Raw genomic sequence first — 14,684 nt, 5'->3', positions numbered from 1 at the left:
AATAGATAGCGATTTAAAAAAACTCTTATTAGACATTTATAGATCCAGTCCAAAGGTTGATACGGTCTGGTCTATTCTCTTCATATAGTCGCGTAGCAAATCGTACACTTTGATAAAATCTGGCCGTTCACGGTTTTCATTTCTCGACCATAAGGCAATATCTCGCCTTGGCCCAAGGGGGCCTTCCACTTTAATCATCTGTGCCTCTGACACGTCCCCCGTCATGAGCGTCATTCGCGCTGGCATACGCACCAACATATCTGATGTATTCAGAAGATGAAGTACTGAGCGAATACTGCCCGTAAAAGCAACGTTGGCCGCCTTCTGCCCAGCCAATTCCGTTGGTCGATCTAAAAACCCCGCACTGGCGCCCGCAATCATCCACTTTTGTTGTGCCAAAACTGCCTGGGAAATAACTTTTTTACTTCCATACAGCTTAGATTTCTTACCCACAAAAACACCAGAGCGATCACGGAAAAGCAGCTGTCGATCAAGCGAGCCTTGCGGCACAGAAAGATGGGCGGGCGCAAACAGAAAGTCGAGTTCACCGTTTTTTAATAAATCGATCTGGGCGGCGGCTGAACTGGTACGAAAGTGAAAAACATAACGTTTTTCGTGCAAGAAGAATTCTGTCATTTGCTGCACGGTGGCGAACTCCCACAAAGGGTCCACACCCACTACAAATTCATTGTGATAACCGTTGTGATATTGACGGATCACCTCTTCCGCTTGTTCTGTTTCCGCCAGAATGCGCTCGCCAATACTGGCAAGTCGAGCCCCAATATCCGTCGGTTCCACACCATAACGGGTTCGAATCAATACTGGCGCCTCGACACGCATTTCCAGCTGCTTAATGCTGCGGGTTAGCGTCGGCTGGGTAATATACAGCTGCTCACAGGCTCGACTTAACGATCCTTGCTTCACCACGATGGCCAATTGCTTCAATAAGTTAGGATTCATATATGCAAATTCTTTTAGTCTAGATCTAAATATCTATTTTTCCTTATATCTGGATTTAGTTAAAGTCCTTATACGCTATAAAAATAACTTTTAAGAAAAAGAATAAGAGGGCTCCTCATGCAATTTTATGAAAACGGTTTTCATCCCGGTAATCCACGGATTAATGATCCCAAGGCGCGCGTTATTGCCCCACCATTAAAGCAACCGCTACCCAAAAAAGTTGATGTAATGATCGTTGGCTGTGGCCCCGCTGGCTTGAACCTTGCCGCACAGCTTTCTAAGTTCTCGACAATTTCTACCTGCATTGTTGAGCAAAAAGACGACCGCCTTTTGGTAGGCCAAGCCGATGGGATTGCGTGCCGTACCATGGAAATATTTGAAGCCTACGATTTTGCCGATCAGATCAAGCAAGAAGCCTACTGGGTAAATGAAATTGCCTTTTGGCGACCCGATGATCAGCAGCCGGAAAATATTGTGCGTACCAGTAAAATTCAAGATGTCGAAGATGACTTGTCTGAAATGCCGCACGTCATTGTCAACCAAGCACGCGTTCACGATTTTTTTCTAGACATTATGCGCCGTGGTGCCAGTAAAATTGAGCCCCATTACTCACGTAAGTTGCTTGATTTAGAAGTCGATTACAACCATCCAGATTACCCCGTGACACTACAATTCGAACGTTTGGACTCGCAACATCTTGGTGTCATTGAAACCGTTCAAGCAAAATATGTCGTGGGCTGCGACGGGGCGCGCAGCACCGTGCGTAAATCCATTGGTCGTGAACTAGTGGGGGATTCCATCAACCAAGCGTGGGGCGTCATGGACGTTCTTGCCACCACGGATTTCCCAGATATTCGACTCAAAACCGCCATCTATTCGAACAATCAAGGCAATATGTTGATCATCCCTCGCGAGGGGGGCTACATGGTTCGTCTATATATTGAATTGGATAAACTAAACGAAAATGAGCGTTTTAATCGTGAAGCCATTACGCCCGACAGTTTAATTGCGGCGGCGAACCGCATCATGGCGCCCTATCATATCGACGTGAAAGAAATCGCTTGGTGGAGTGTGTATGAAATTGGACAACGCCTAACCACCGCCTTTGATGATTCAGAAATCGGCCGCGAGCCTCACGTATTCCTTGCAGGCGATGCCTGCCATACCCACAGCCCAAAAGCAGGGCAAGGCCTGAATACTTCACTCAATGACACGTGGAATCTGGGCTGGAAAATGGCCCATGTACTGACAGGCAAAGCCGACCCCTCTCTGCTTCATACTTACTCGGAAGAAAGACAGAAAGTCGCTCAGATACTCATCGACTTTGACCGAGAACTGTCCACCATGTTTAGCGCCAAACCTAAGTCAGCAGACAATCCAGATGGCGTTGATCCCGCTGAATTTCAACGATATTTTATGAAATCTGGCCACTTCACAGCGGGCGTGGCCATTCATTATCCCGCTTCTCGATTAGTCGGCAAGGATCAGCATCAAGCCTTAGCAACGGGCCAAATACTTGGCAAGCGCTTCCATTCGGCCAAAGTAACCCGTCATGGGGATGCCAAAGTCGTCCATCTCGGTCACTCAGTCAAAGCCGATGGCCGCTGGCATATCTTTGCCTTTGCTGGCAAAGAGGCCTTTATGTCAGAGTCTTGTCGAGTCAAAGCCTTATGTAATTTTTTACAAGAGGACCCACACTCCCCTATCAATACCTACACGCCAAAAGGCTCGGACATCGATTCTATCATCAGTCTCAGCGCCATCTTCCAAGAAGCGCATCGTGATGTGGAGGTGTCGGCACCCCATCCACTATTGCAACCGCTAAAAGGCACGCTTGGTTTGAAAGACTACGAGAAAGTGTACAGCGCCCAAACGAGAGAAGGGTCTTTCTACGATAAGCGCGGTATCGATAAGGAACAGGGCTGCATGGTGATCGTTCGCCCAGATCAATATGTGGCCGATGTTTTGCCTTTGGATGATTACGATCGTCTGGTCGCTTTCTTTAAAGACGTTTTAATCAAACCAGCGGACTAGCAACACTTGTGAGCGTTTGTGGATGGTCTTCTCTTACTCCTTTTTGAGAGCCCTTTCGAGGGCCATCCATCTTTTTAATCTACCCATTGTTTTCATCTAAACTGAGTTGTAATACCGACGAAGCGGCGTGCAACCCCAGCTGTTCTAATTCCCCTTTGACAAACTTATCAGTTGCTAAACTGCCTTCTAACCACAGTCCATCAATAATCGCATTCACTTGAATGGCGAAGCGCTGCACGGCCTTATTGTCCAACACCTTATCTTCTTGCTGAAAAGAGTCGGCGATTAACACCGCCAGAATATCCGTGGTATCCACATAAGCTTCACGGCGAATGGCCGCTATCTCAGGATCGCTGTAGGTTAAAGGCAAGAAATTCGCCCACAACAAAACCGTTCGCGGCGCCACAATCGGCGGGCTCAGGGTTGCCCGAATAAACTCGCGTAAACGGACTTTTGCAGGGACAGACTCATCCTCTACGCCCACACGTGCCGTCACATAAATATGCTCCAACAGCGCCGCATACGCGGCACGAATCAGCTCATCTTTGCCCGAAAAGTAAAAGCGAATTAAACCATTGGTCACTCCCGCATAGTCGGCCACTTTGCGCACCGTCGCGCTTTGCAAACCTTCTTGGGCAATACACTCAAGGGCCGCTTCAATCAAGGCTTGGCGACGCTTATTGCTTTCTCTTCGTTTTGTTTCCATGGTGTTAATTCGCCTTTTACCAATAAATCTATAGAGACAATGTCTCGATGTGACGAGCGAAACTAAGCATGGCTAGGCACGTAAGATAGTATTGGTTAAGCACGTCGGCCCACCTTCACAGGCAATACAAAGGGCATCGCCTTCAAACACATGTACTGTACAGCCCGCCTCTTCCATCATTTTTTTGGTTTTTGGGAAACCATCAATCATGATGCACTCACTCGGCTTCACCGGCAGTACGTTTAGGTTCAATCCACCGCTTGTCAAAAACTCTTCCGCTGGTGCATCCAACAGAGTAAAGCCTTCTTCAAGTAAAAGCTGATAAAAGGCCGTTGGCATTAGAGGAGAATAAATCAGCGCGAGCTTATCATCCAAAGGTGAAATCATCGACATAAGATGCAAACAAGCTTCTGCCCCTTGCCAAACGGGTAAATCAAAACCAATGACAGTGATCTCATAAGGATTCAAGATCGCATTCAGCTGCGCAATGCCTTCGCGGTTAGAACGAAAGCCACACCCCACCACAATGGTTTTGTCGTTTAGCCATATAAAATCGCCCCCTTCAATACGCCCATTGCCAGTAAGCTTACCAATAACAGGCACACCAGCGGCTTCATAAGCCTCGCCATGCATCGCAGGCTCTGGCACCCGCAAAGGTTTGCCCATGTTGAGCAACACCGCACCATGATCCGTTACCAAAGAAGCATCTTGGGTAAACATGGCATCACAAAGGCCATCGCCATTATCTTCAAGCCAAGTGATTTCCGCGCCAGACTCTGACACCAGCTTGGCAAACACATCGTATTGGGCAATGGCTTTGGGGGCATCAAACAGACTGCCGTAATGCCATTCTTTGGCGTCCGCCGCGAGCAAACTCTTACCTGGACGACGCATTAACACACGCTTGATCGGTGCGACCATGGATTGACTGCCAAATGTTTTCATCTCTTTTCCCCTACCCTTCTGTGTTTCGCATTAGCACGAATTCTAAAAATTCAACGGATAGGCGACATTATTATGCACTTGCATAATTTTATGCAAGTGCATAATACTATTTTTGAAAATAGTGATTAGGATGAGGTATTGTCGCCTCATCCCTCTCACAGAACACATACCCCGTTTCAACAACTTTAAGATTTACCAAAACGGTCTCATTAAACCATTTATGATGAGTCAGGTTCATTTTGCATTAAAGGAACATGCCGCCGGAGGCTTCGATACGTTGACCGGTAATCCAACCCGCCTCATCGCTCAATAGCATGGCAACTACTGGCCCAATATCACCAGCTTCTCCCACTCGGCCTAATGCAGTCACTGATGACACCATTTGATTTACTTGGGGATTATCTCTCACATTGCCATCGCTGAAATCTGTCGCTATTGCACCAGGAGCTAAGGTATTCACGCGAATCTGCTTGCTGGCGAACTCTTTTGCCATATAACGCGTCATCACTTCTACAGCGCCTTTGGCCATTGCATAAGCCCCTGCACCCGATAAACTAAAACGCGCTAGGCCAGAAGAAACGTTTAGAATATGACCACCCTCTTTTATGACGGGTAAGAGCTGCTGTGTCAGATAAAACGGGCCTTTTACATGAATGGATAGCATATCTTCTAGTTGCTCTAATGTGGTTTCCTCTAAAGGAACATGCAAGCCGGTTCCCGCATTATTAAAGAGATAATCACAGTCCTCTCGAGCAAATTCTCTCTGTAAAACAGAAGGCACCTGCCCCGCAAAGTCTTTCACGGCCGCCATATCTCGTGTGTCTAATTGCACAGCGAAAGCTTTTTGACCCAGCTTGTTAATCTCATCCACCGTTTCTTGCGCGGCTTCCGCATTGCTATGATAAGTGAACAGGACATCCACCCCTTTTGTTGCTAACGCTAACGCGCTGTTTTTCCCAAGACCTCGGCTTGCCCCCGTAATAATGGCTAATTTACTCATGTCTAATTCCTCTACGCATTAAGTCACTTGAAAATGTTGAGCTTAGGCTCAAACCCTGTGTGTAGCGTAGGCGAGAGATTGTGCTCAATAAACCACCCCAAAGTGATATCATTGTTTGGATATAACGAACAAAAGTAGGCAGTATGGATAAATTTGACGCAATGCAGCGTTTTGTCTTAGTTGCTCAATCAGGAAGCTTTACTAAGGCCGCGGACACGTTGGGGTTACCTAAATCAAGTATTTCCAGTGCGATTCAAAGCCTTGAAAAAGAACTCGGTACGCGACTTTTTCACCGCAGCACACGCAGTGTTACTTTGACACAAGATGGCGAGCGCTATTTACCACAATGCTTGGCCCTTCTGACCGAACTTGATGCCATAAGTAGCCAATTCCAAAGCACTCCAGAAGATATCCGAGGTATTTTACGCGTGGATATGCCAAGCCAATTTGCCTCGATCATTGTCTTGCCTAATTTGTCTGACTTTTTTGAAAAATACCCTAATATTCAACTCAAAATCAGCAGTGCCGATTATCGTGTTGATCTGATTCGAGGAAGCTTTGATTGCGTGGTGCGGATCGGAGAATTGGACGATAGTAACCTAATAGCGAAACCACTCACTCATTACCGCACAGTGAACTGCGTTTCACCCAGTTATGTCGAAAAGCTCGGTATCCCGAAAAGCCTTGGAGATCTAGCATGTCACAAATTGATCGATTACTCCCATAGTCTTGGCCATGCTGAAGCCACATTTGAATACATGGAACAGGGTAAAATCAAACAACTCAGCATGCCTAGCAGTTTGGCGGTAAACGGAACCGATGCTTACCTTTCGGCCTGCTTATCAGGATTAGGTATCGCTCAAATCCCCTTTACAGGTGCAGAGCGTTTTCTTCTAGATGGACAATTGATTCAAGTGTTGCCCGACTACGAGGCAGAGCCTATGCCCGTTTCCCTTTTGTACCCATCACGCCGCCAGATCTCAAAACGGTTGATGGTCTTTATGGAATGGCTGCAAGAGAAAGTCGCGAAATAGCTCATTCAAGCGTTATCTATCATTTTTGCCTTAGGGAACTAGATTTATTATGGATTAACCAATCTCGTATGCTTTCTTGCTCTAAATTAATGGCACGGATCGGATAAGGGATGGCAACTTCTTCACTTATTATTGTCATCTTGATTTGTCAGTTTACCTTGACAATACCCAATGCGGAATCTTTTCTTTTTGATCTACCAAGAGTTATCAGCAAAGTAGCTTTCTAGATAATCAATTAAAGCACGCACAGTAGGCGATAAGTGCTTGCGGGAGGAGTATAGGGCGTAGATGGTTAGGTTTCTGGGAGTCCATTCTGGCAATACGTGGCACAAGCAACTGTTGTGTAGGTAGTGGTTTGCCAAATAAGTGGGTTGCAGAGCAACGCCCATGCCATTTAATACGCCATGCAAGAGTGCTGTTGCTTCGTTAACGCTTAAACGACAATCCACCGATACCGACTCAAATTGCTCGCCTTTCGACAAGTGCCAAATATGGCGTTCAAAGTTTTTGTACCCCAAACATGCGTGTTTCACTAAGTCCTGTGGATGGTGGATTTCACCCAATGTGTGGCGTGTTTTTTCAAGATACGCCGGAGAAGCAACCAACACAGATTCGCACACTCCAATGGGTTTACCGATTAAGGATGAGTCTGGGTTGGAGGCGATGCGGATCGCAAGGTCGATGCTTTTGTCCGTTAAATCCGCTGTGCTGTCTTCTAAATCAATGTCAATACGCACTTGCGGATGCAGATCCATAAAGCCTTGTATTGCGGGCATTAATTGGGAATAACCAAACGACATGCTGCTGGTAATGCGCACCATGCCAGAAAGCTCCTGGCTATTGTTCACTAAGGCGGTAAGTTGATCCGCTTGCTGTAACCATTGTTCGACGTCTTTTAAGCAGGCTTCCCCCGCACTGGTGAGGGATACTTTGCGGGTTGTTCTGTGTAATAGGCGAATCTGTAGCCAATCTTCCATGGCTTCTATGTATCGCGTCACCATAGGGCGGGACATGTTCAAACGGGTTGCGGTACGAGAGAAACTCTGTGATTGGGCCACATCAAGAAATACTTTTGCAGCGGTGACTCTGTCCACTACTCTTCCACCTGCTCGATTTAAGAAACAAAGATGCTCATTTTTGTCTATTTTTCCGAGCAAGACAATTCTTTATTCTAACACCATAACATTCACGTTACTGGACAGCGTCGGTTAAAACCTTTTTCTCACGCGATTTCCACTCAATTTTCGAACTCAATAGGTAAAATACAATGCTCAAAGTTCACTACTTCTTCGACCCAATGTGCGGTTGGTGCTATGCCGCGTCTTCTTTGGTGGAGGTGTTGGCCAATATGCAGGCATTCGAAATCCTCTATCACCCTGGTGGTATGATCCCTAAACGGGCCATTGAACCGTCCTTTAGACAACATATTTTGCAAGCGGATAAACGCATTACCGAGATGACGAAGGTACCTTTTGGCGACAATTATATTGCCCGTGTAAAAGGGCCGGAAGAATACGTTGTGGATTCTTTGCTCCCTACCCAAGCCATGATCGCAGGGGAAAAAATGGGCACCGATCGTCATACAATGCTAGAGGCGTTGCAAAAGGCCCACTACCAAGAAGGCAAGCATTTGCACGAGCCCGAGGTATTAGCAGAGCTAGCGGCATCCCTTGGTTTAGATAAAGCCGAATGGGAGAAGACGATGACGCAGTCTGACAATGCAATGAAGTCGGAAATAACCCAGAGCCGTCAACTTATGTCGCAGATGCAAGTTAGTGGCTTCCCAACCTTTATCCTTGAAAAAGATGTCACCTGGATGCCTTTGTCTCACAGCGCATTCTATGGCAAGCCCACTGAATGGAAGGCGTATCTTAGTAATTTACTCTAAGACTGTAAGCCATTGCTTTCATAGGCTTTCTTTCTTCATGCATCCAGACACAATGAAGCGGCCGTATTGTTTAACATCATTCGGCCCTTCTGCCCTGCATTTCCATTCCTCCACCCAACGCTTGAATAAGCGTCACGTAATTCTGGAGTTGTGCCAAACGTGTTGTCGCTAGAGCCACCTCTGCGGAACGTCGCCGCTTCTTGGCATCCAGCCAAATCCGCAAGGCAACTTGTCCAGCACGGTAGCGCGCTTCGTAGATTCTTTCTATCTCTATTGCTTCATTGAATATGCGCCATTGTGCGGCTTCTTGCTGAGCAAGTTGCGTTCGCGCTGACAGGGCTTTTTCGACGTCGGCGAAGGCGTTGTATAGCGACTTTCTGAATATGACAATGGCTTCTTCATAACGTGTACGGGCGATGGCTTTATTGATACGCATGTCGCGGACATTAAGGAAAGGCAACGTCAGGCCCGCTCCGAGTGTGGCCACTGGATGGGCTAATACGTTTAGTAAAGCGGTACTCGATGTACCAAGGCTGCCAGTTAACGAAAGAGCAGGATAGTAACGTGCTTGAACGGCGTCACTACTGGCCAAAACACGGCGCAAACGTAATTCCGCTGCTCGCAAGTCGGGACGGCGCTGCAGAAGTTCTGCTGGCAATCCTGCCTGCACCGCCGGCAGTGGCCGCATCGGCAGATGCTCAGGAACGGGAGACGGTGGCACAGCACCATCGAACAACACCATGAGCGACTGCTGCAATTCCGCTTTCGCTTGGACAAGCTGACTGAGTGCTAGTTTTTGTTCGGCAACGGCTTGCTCTGCCTCTCTGCGCTCTAACCCCGATACAGCACCCGCTGCGTATTGGCTCAATACTAGGGCATGAATGCGAACGGCATCGGCCACATTCTGCTTAGCCAAGGCGATTTGTTGGTTAGCAAAGGCCAGTTGCCAATACAGTTTGACCGTGGTACCAACCAGCGATAGAGCCACGGCGTTTCGATCTTCAGCGGTTGCCTGCGCCTCGAATGCAGCGGCATCACGCTGAGCTCCCAGCCGATCAAATAAGTCTATTTGCCATGTCACTCCTAGCGTTCCTGTAGTGGTTTTAGTAGAGCGCTGGGTATCACCGGACAGTGGACGGCTTACGCTAGTTGCAACCGTGCCGTTGAAAGCGGGTAATAAGGCATTGCCTGCTAAACGAGACTCAAGGGTCGCACGTTTCACACGGATGGCCGCCGCCGCGAGGTCGGCATTACGAGCGCGAGCCAAATCAACCCAAGCATCTAGATGCGGCTCCTCTAACCGACGCCACCAGGCATCAAGAGGTGTGGCCCCAACGTCACCCGTGGCGTTTTTAAAAGTCTCCGGTAGTGAAACAGCCGGTGCGTGATAGTCAGTACGGGTGAGCGTGGAGCAGCCTGTCAGTATAACAGCGGCCAATACAACACTTTGCTTAAACATAGTCATCAGTCCCTCGCCAATGCTTGGATCGGATCCAGCCGAGAGGCATTGCGGGCAGGAAAAAATCCGAAGGCGATGCCGATCAATGAGGCACAGGCAACCGCTAGCAACATAGAGTCCACGGAGTAGATTAATGGTAGACCGACCCCCGTGAGCTTAATCAGCCCTCCCACTGACAATGCCAATGCGATGCCGATGAACCCACCGACCAAACACACCAATACCGACTCAATCAGAAATTGCTGTAGAATATCAACTTGACGTGCCCCTACAGCCATACGCACACCAATCTCACCAGTACGTTCAGTGACGGATACCAACATGATGTTCATCACCCCAATGCCACCAACAAGCAGTGCAATGGCGGCAATTGCAGAGATTAATAGCGTGAGCGTTGCACTGCTTCTCTCCACCGCCTGACGCACTTGGTCTGAGTTAAAAATGGAAAAATCCTTGCTGCCATGACGACGAACCATAAAGCTTGTCACTGCTTGCTCAGCGGCCTTGCTGGAAACCTTGCCCTTTAGACGCACGGTAATATTATCCAGATAAGACTTCCCTATCAGGCGAGTGGCGACAGCACTGTAAGGGACATAGAGGATGGGACTGGAGCCAGTAAAATTGTTTTGCGATGGTTTTAACACGCCAATGATCTCGACTGGCATGTCTCCAATCAACACGACCCTACCGATTGGGTGAGCAGTGTGTGCAAACAAAGCGGCCTGTGCCCGTTGATCAATAATGGCCACTTGGGCAGATTGCTCGGCCTCACGTTCGTTAAAAAAACGCCCACTGGCAAGCTTCAAGCCACGTACTCGAAAGTAGTCTGCACCGACACCGTTCACCTGAGCTTTTGCGGCAATATTCTGATAAAGGGCTGTCACACTGGTTGAAACATTAGGGGTTACACTGTCGATATAGGGTTGTGTTGCCAGTGCTTCAGCATCTCTTGCGGTCAGAGTTTCGATGGCGGCAGCCTCTAAATCACCAAAATCACTACCAGGATAGATATCCAGCGTATTCGTCCCCAAATCACTAATCTGACTCATAACCTGCTGCTGGGCACCACGACCAATCGCCACCACAACGACCACGGCAGCAATACCGATGATAATGCCCAACATTGTCAAAAAGGTCCGTAAACGGTGTGCATTCATCGAACGCAGCGCCATACGCAATGCTTCCGTAAAGCCTCCCCAAAACGCACTCAACGCATCGGCACGGGGTGGCAGTTGATGATGCAGAGCTGATGGCGGATTGCTTGGTTCACGACGCTGGTCGGTGACAATCACCCCATCGCTGATTTCAATCTGCCGAGGAGCATGTGAGGCGACTTCCATGTCATGGGTGACAAGAATAACCGTATGACCGTCAGCGTTGAGTTCCCGTAGAATATTCATTACTTCCACACCGCTGGCTTTATCCAGCGCACCCGTGGGCTCATCGGCTAGAATCACTGCGCCGCCATTCATCAAAGCACGCGCAATCGACACACGTTGTTGTTGCCCACCCGAGAGTTTACTTGGACGAAAATGCTGTTTATCTCCCAAACCAAGACGGGCCAATAAAGCGCTCGCCCGTTCATGGCGCACAGAGGCATCACAGTTGGCGTAGATGGCTGGCAGTTCAACATTGCTAAAAGCACTGATATCAGTCAGTAGATGGTAACGCTGAAAGATAAAACCAAAGTGTTCCCGTCTCAGTTCGGCTAATTCATCCCGACTCAGTGAACTGGTTTCTCGCTCTGCGATCCGATAAGTACCAGAACTAGGGCGATCCAAACATCCGAGAATATTCATCAAGGTCGACTTACCCGAGCCAGATGCGCCTACAATGGCCACCATCTCGCCTTCGTCGATGCGCAGGTTAATGTCTTTCAAGATCGTGACAACACCTTCCCCAGCAGCAAATTCACGGCGCAAATTACGTATTTCAAGTAATGGTGATCCCACGGTTATATCCCCATCAGATTGGCTGACGAATTGCTCTCTGACCCAGCCTCACCGAGAACGACCTGTTCACCAGGCTTCACACCAGAAATGACCACCGCTTGGTTGGTCGTGGTTATTCCAATTTTCACCTGACGAGAAACCACTTGGTGAGTTTCAGGATTCACCACTCGAACCCGATAGCCATCATCGATACGCTCCCCCAATGCGGCTATGGGAATCAGCACAACGCCCCGCTCCCTTGCTACCAGCACAGATACCTGAGCTGTCATCGATGGCTTCAACACGCCCTTTGGATTCGGTACATCGAACAGCGCGTTGTAGTAGATGGCTTGAGCAGTACTGGTTTCACCTTTGACAATGGATTTTGGGGCCGGCTCAACCTGTTCAATGTGTGCTTGATAGCGATGTTTCTGCCCCAACGTGGTAAACCAAACCGACTGACCGGGATGAATTTTATTAACATCGGCTTCCGCGATTTTGGCTCGAACGGTCATGACATTGAGCTTGGCGATGACCACAATCGTAGGAGCTGACTGGAATGAATTAAGCGTCTGACCCTGTTTGGTCACCACGGCGACCACCACCCCATCCATAGGCGCAGTAATACGTGCATAGGCCAATTTGATGCGCGCCGTCTCTACCTGTATACGAGCTTGATCAATTTGTGCTTGTAGTGAGTGGATTTCCGCACGGACCACATCTCGTGCTGCCCGTGCCGCTTCGACATCGGCCCTTGCCGTGGCATCAACCGCTATCAACGTTTTTTGTCTATTGTAGGTGAGTTGTGCTTGCACCAATGTCGCTTGTCGAGCAGCCTTTTGTGCTTGTAATGACGCGACGGACGCTTCTGCATTTCGCAATGCTAGCTGTTGTGGCTTTGCATCAATTTCGGCAATAAGATCGCCCGCTTTCACCTTCTGCCCCAGTACGACATGTAGACGCTGGACTTGACCTGTCACCTGAGCGCCAACATTGACCAGCTCCTTAGGCTGTAAGCGCCCCAATGCCGTGACCGTCTGATCCAGATTGCCGACCGTCACAGTAGCCGTCAAAAAATTGGCGCTACTGGTTTGCATTAGATTTGACGACATCGCGACGCCACCCGCAATCACCGCCGCGACAGAAAAACCGATAAAAACCCATCGTCGATGAATCGACATATAACACCCTTTCTTACGTTGCTGTAGTTAAGAAAGCTGATTCTCGCATTGCTCGATGGAGTATTGATTGATGTTGTGTGGAGGTTTAATGGAGGAACAACGGTTTGCGTTTTTTACGATATACCCAAAGCGATGCTAGTAGGTATAAGTGGAAAAACTTCCTGTCTGATCTCATAAGTCAGATGTGTTCATAATTAAGCGAGGAAACCACTGTCTAGAGGCTCTAGACAGTGGTTTTTAATTAGAATTGGTAATTCACAGATGTCCGTAGGACTGTTAATGAATCTTCTGGGACGTTTTGATTGTAATCGATATAGGATAGCTGCATCAGCGCAGACAAACCTTTAATGTCTTGAGACTTATAATCGACGCGCAAAGACGCTTCATATCCACCATCTAAGTCCGTACCATGACTGTGTTTTATCCCCTGCGCACTTTGTTGCCAAGAGGTATAACCAATTGTCGTTTTAAAGCCAGGTATGTGAAAGCCATAATTTGCCGCAATCGATGTGGTTTTTAGGCCAGCATAATACTCGCCCTGTAAGCCTGGATTGTAAGCACGAAACATGGGGACATGCCCTAACGTCCCCGGGAAGCTCGCTGCATCTTGCACAGAAGTATACGCCAGCTGAACACCAATACCGTTAAAGGTATTTTTGACAAGGGCACCCCAGTAGCCAGTATTGGCACTGTTTTCAAAATTGGCTGACAGTGTCTTAGCACCGACCACCCAATTGGTATCTAACACTTTATAAGTCAAACCCAAAAAGCTTGTATCGTAATCCTTCGCGGTTACCGCTGTCGGTGGATCGCCTGCATTTTCATCATTATGGTTCGCTAGCCATTGAGCTTCAATGTTTAAGCCTTTGATGCTTTTGTTATCCATATAGAGTGAAACAACGGGGTTGTGATAGCTTTTACTGGTTTGGGTGAGAGAGCCATTGTTATCATCGCCATAGCGCATATTCCATTTCGTTACATACATAACGCGCAGCAAAGTATTCCGAATATCTTTGTTCTCAAGTACTGCTGCGTCAAACGAATCTTTCATTGGATAAACGCCGCTATTCATTAATAAAGGAGAAACAATCCCCTGTCGACCGATGCGTATGTGGGTATTGGTTATCTCTTTACGGAAACGATAATCAAGAAAAGCGCGATACAAATTTGTCGTATTGACCGTCACACGATGATCATTTTCCCCGCCGGCTGTCGTCAACGTGTCATTGTTTTGGAGTTTCCAGTCGTAACCTGTTTCAGATCCTACGCCCACTTTAAATCCGTAATAGGACCCCGTTAGGTAATCTAAGGTTAATGCCGAACCCAAGACTTTCGCGTGGTTAAGCGCGCCAGCGCCTGTCGCGTCGGATTTGGTGGCAAGTTCTAGCGTATTACGAAGTCCACCTGAGAAGGTTCCACCTTTGATCGCATCCTGTAAACTGTCGGCCTGAGCACTGACACTGATTACTCCTATCACAGACATTGTCACGAGAGTTCCATAATGTATTCTTTTCATTGTAAACAACCTTTTTATTATTATTTAAGT

General features: G+C 48.0%; 12 protein-coding genes. 3 read left to right on the top strand and 9 right to left on the bottom strand.

Annotated elements, in window-relative coordinates:
* Window positions 1-36 precede the first annotated feature (36 nt).
* Complete coding sequence (locus AC0VYI_RS07120; protein ID WP_199476099.1) at window positions 37-960, bottom strand: LysR family transcriptional regulator; 924 nt, start codon at window positions 958-960, stop codon at window positions 37-39.
* A 117-nt stretch (window positions 961-1,077) separates the two neighbouring features.
* On the opposite strand from AC0VYI_RS07120, the gene AC0VYI_RS07115 reads away from it, so the two are divergent.
* Window positions 1,078-2,994, top strand: coding sequence for an FAD-binding monooxygenase (locus tag AC0VYI_RS07115; protein WP_475448272.1), 1,917 nt, complete (start codon window positions 1,078-1,080; stop codon window positions 2,992-2,994).
* Window positions 2,995-3,073: 79 nt separating this feature from the next.
* Here AC0VYI_RS07115 and AC0VYI_RS07110 read toward each other — a convergent pair whose 3' ends face one another.
* The 3 genes from AC0VYI_RS07110 to AC0VYI_RS07100 all read right to left on the bottom strand — a co-directional run bounded on the left by AC0VYI_RS07110 (window position 3,074) and on the right by AC0VYI_RS07100 (window position 5,645).
* Window positions 3,074-3,700 carry a TetR/AcrR family transcriptional regulator gene (locus AC0VYI_RS07110; RefSeq protein WP_475448270.1) on the bottom strand — a complete coding sequence of 209 codons (627 nt, stop codon included), beginning with the start codon at window positions 3,698-3,700 and terminating at the stop codon, window positions 3,074-3,076.
* Between the two features lie 72 nt (window positions 3,701-3,772).
* Window positions 3,773-4,645, bottom strand: coding sequence for a dimethylarginine dimethylaminohydrolase family protein (locus AC0VYI_RS07105; RefSeq protein ID WP_475448268.1), 873 nt, complete (start codon window positions 4,643-4,645; stop codon window positions 3,773-3,775).
* A 244-nt stretch (window positions 4,646-4,889) separates the two neighbouring features.
* Complete coding sequence (locus AC0VYI_RS07100; protein ID WP_475448266.1) at window positions 4,890-5,645, bottom strand: SDR family NAD(P)-dependent oxidoreductase; 756 nt, start codon at window positions 5,643-5,645, stop codon at window positions 4,890-4,892.
* 143 nt (window positions 5,646-5,788) lie between these two features.
* Between AC0VYI_RS07100 and AC0VYI_RS07095 the strand changes: the two genes are divergently transcribed.
* Entirely contained in the window at window positions 5,789-6,679 is an 891-nt protein-coding gene (locus tag AC0VYI_RS07095) for a LysR family transcriptional regulator (protein ID WP_475448264.1), read from the top strand.
* Window positions 6,680-6,873: 194 nt separating this feature from the next.
* On the opposite strand, the gene AC0VYI_RS07090 is transcribed toward AC0VYI_RS07095, so the two are convergent.
* Window positions 6,874-7,773 (bottom strand): LysR family transcriptional regulator, encoded by a 900-nt coding sequence (locus tag AC0VYI_RS07090; protein WP_475448262.1) that lies wholly within the window; start codon window positions 7,771-7,773, stop codon window positions 6,874-6,876.
* A gap of 173 nt (window positions 7,774-7,946) precedes the next feature.
* Between AC0VYI_RS07090 and AC0VYI_RS07085 the strand changes: the two genes are divergently transcribed.
* On the top strand, window positions 7,947-8,567 hold the full coding sequence (locus tag AC0VYI_RS07085) for a DsbA family protein (protein ID WP_475448260.1): 621 nt from the start codon (window positions 7,947-7,949) through the stop codon (window positions 8,565-8,567).
* A 76-nt stretch (window positions 8,568-8,643) separates the two neighbouring features.
* Here the strand turns inward: AC0VYI_RS07085 and AC0VYI_RS07080 are convergent, their stop codons facing one another.
* The 4 genes from AC0VYI_RS07080 to AC0VYI_RS07065 all read right to left on the bottom strand — a co-directional run bounded on the left by AC0VYI_RS07080 (window position 8,644) and on the right by AC0VYI_RS07065 (window position 14,654).
* On the bottom strand, window positions 8,644-10,026 hold the full coding sequence (locus tag AC0VYI_RS07080; protein WP_475448258.1) for an efflux transporter outer membrane subunit: 1,383 nt from the start codon (window positions 10,024-10,026) through the stop codon (window positions 8,644-8,646).
* Window positions 10,027-10,031: 5 nt separating this feature from the next.
* A complete protein-coding gene (locus AC0VYI_RS07075; protein ID WP_475448256.1) occupies window positions 10,032-11,978 on the bottom strand; it encodes a MacB family efflux pump subunit in 1,947 nt (648 codons plus the stop codon).
* 2 nt (window positions 11,979-11,980) lie between these two features.
* The gene (locus tag AC0VYI_RS07070) at window positions 11,981-13,138 is read right to left on the bottom strand and encodes an efflux RND transporter periplasmic adaptor subunit (protein WP_475448254.1); all 1,158 of its coding nucleotides are present in this window, start codon (window positions 13,136-13,138) and stop codon (window positions 11,981-11,983) included.
* A gap of 241 nt (window positions 13,139-13,379) precedes the next feature.
* Window positions 13,380-14,654 carry a hypothetical protein gene (locus tag AC0VYI_RS07065; RefSeq protein WP_475448252.1) on the bottom strand — a complete coding sequence of 425 codons (1,275 nt, stop codon included), beginning with the start codon at window positions 14,652-14,654 and terminating at the stop codon, window positions 13,380-13,382.
* Between the last annotated feature and the right edge of the window lie 30 nt (window positions 14,655-14,684).

This window comes from Marinomonas sp. 63XJN7_9_ISO-PGPR-S23-217, from assembly GCF_056173515.1.
Note: the sequence above shows the minus strand (reverse complement) of the source record. Positions and strands in the feature narration are given on the sequence as shown.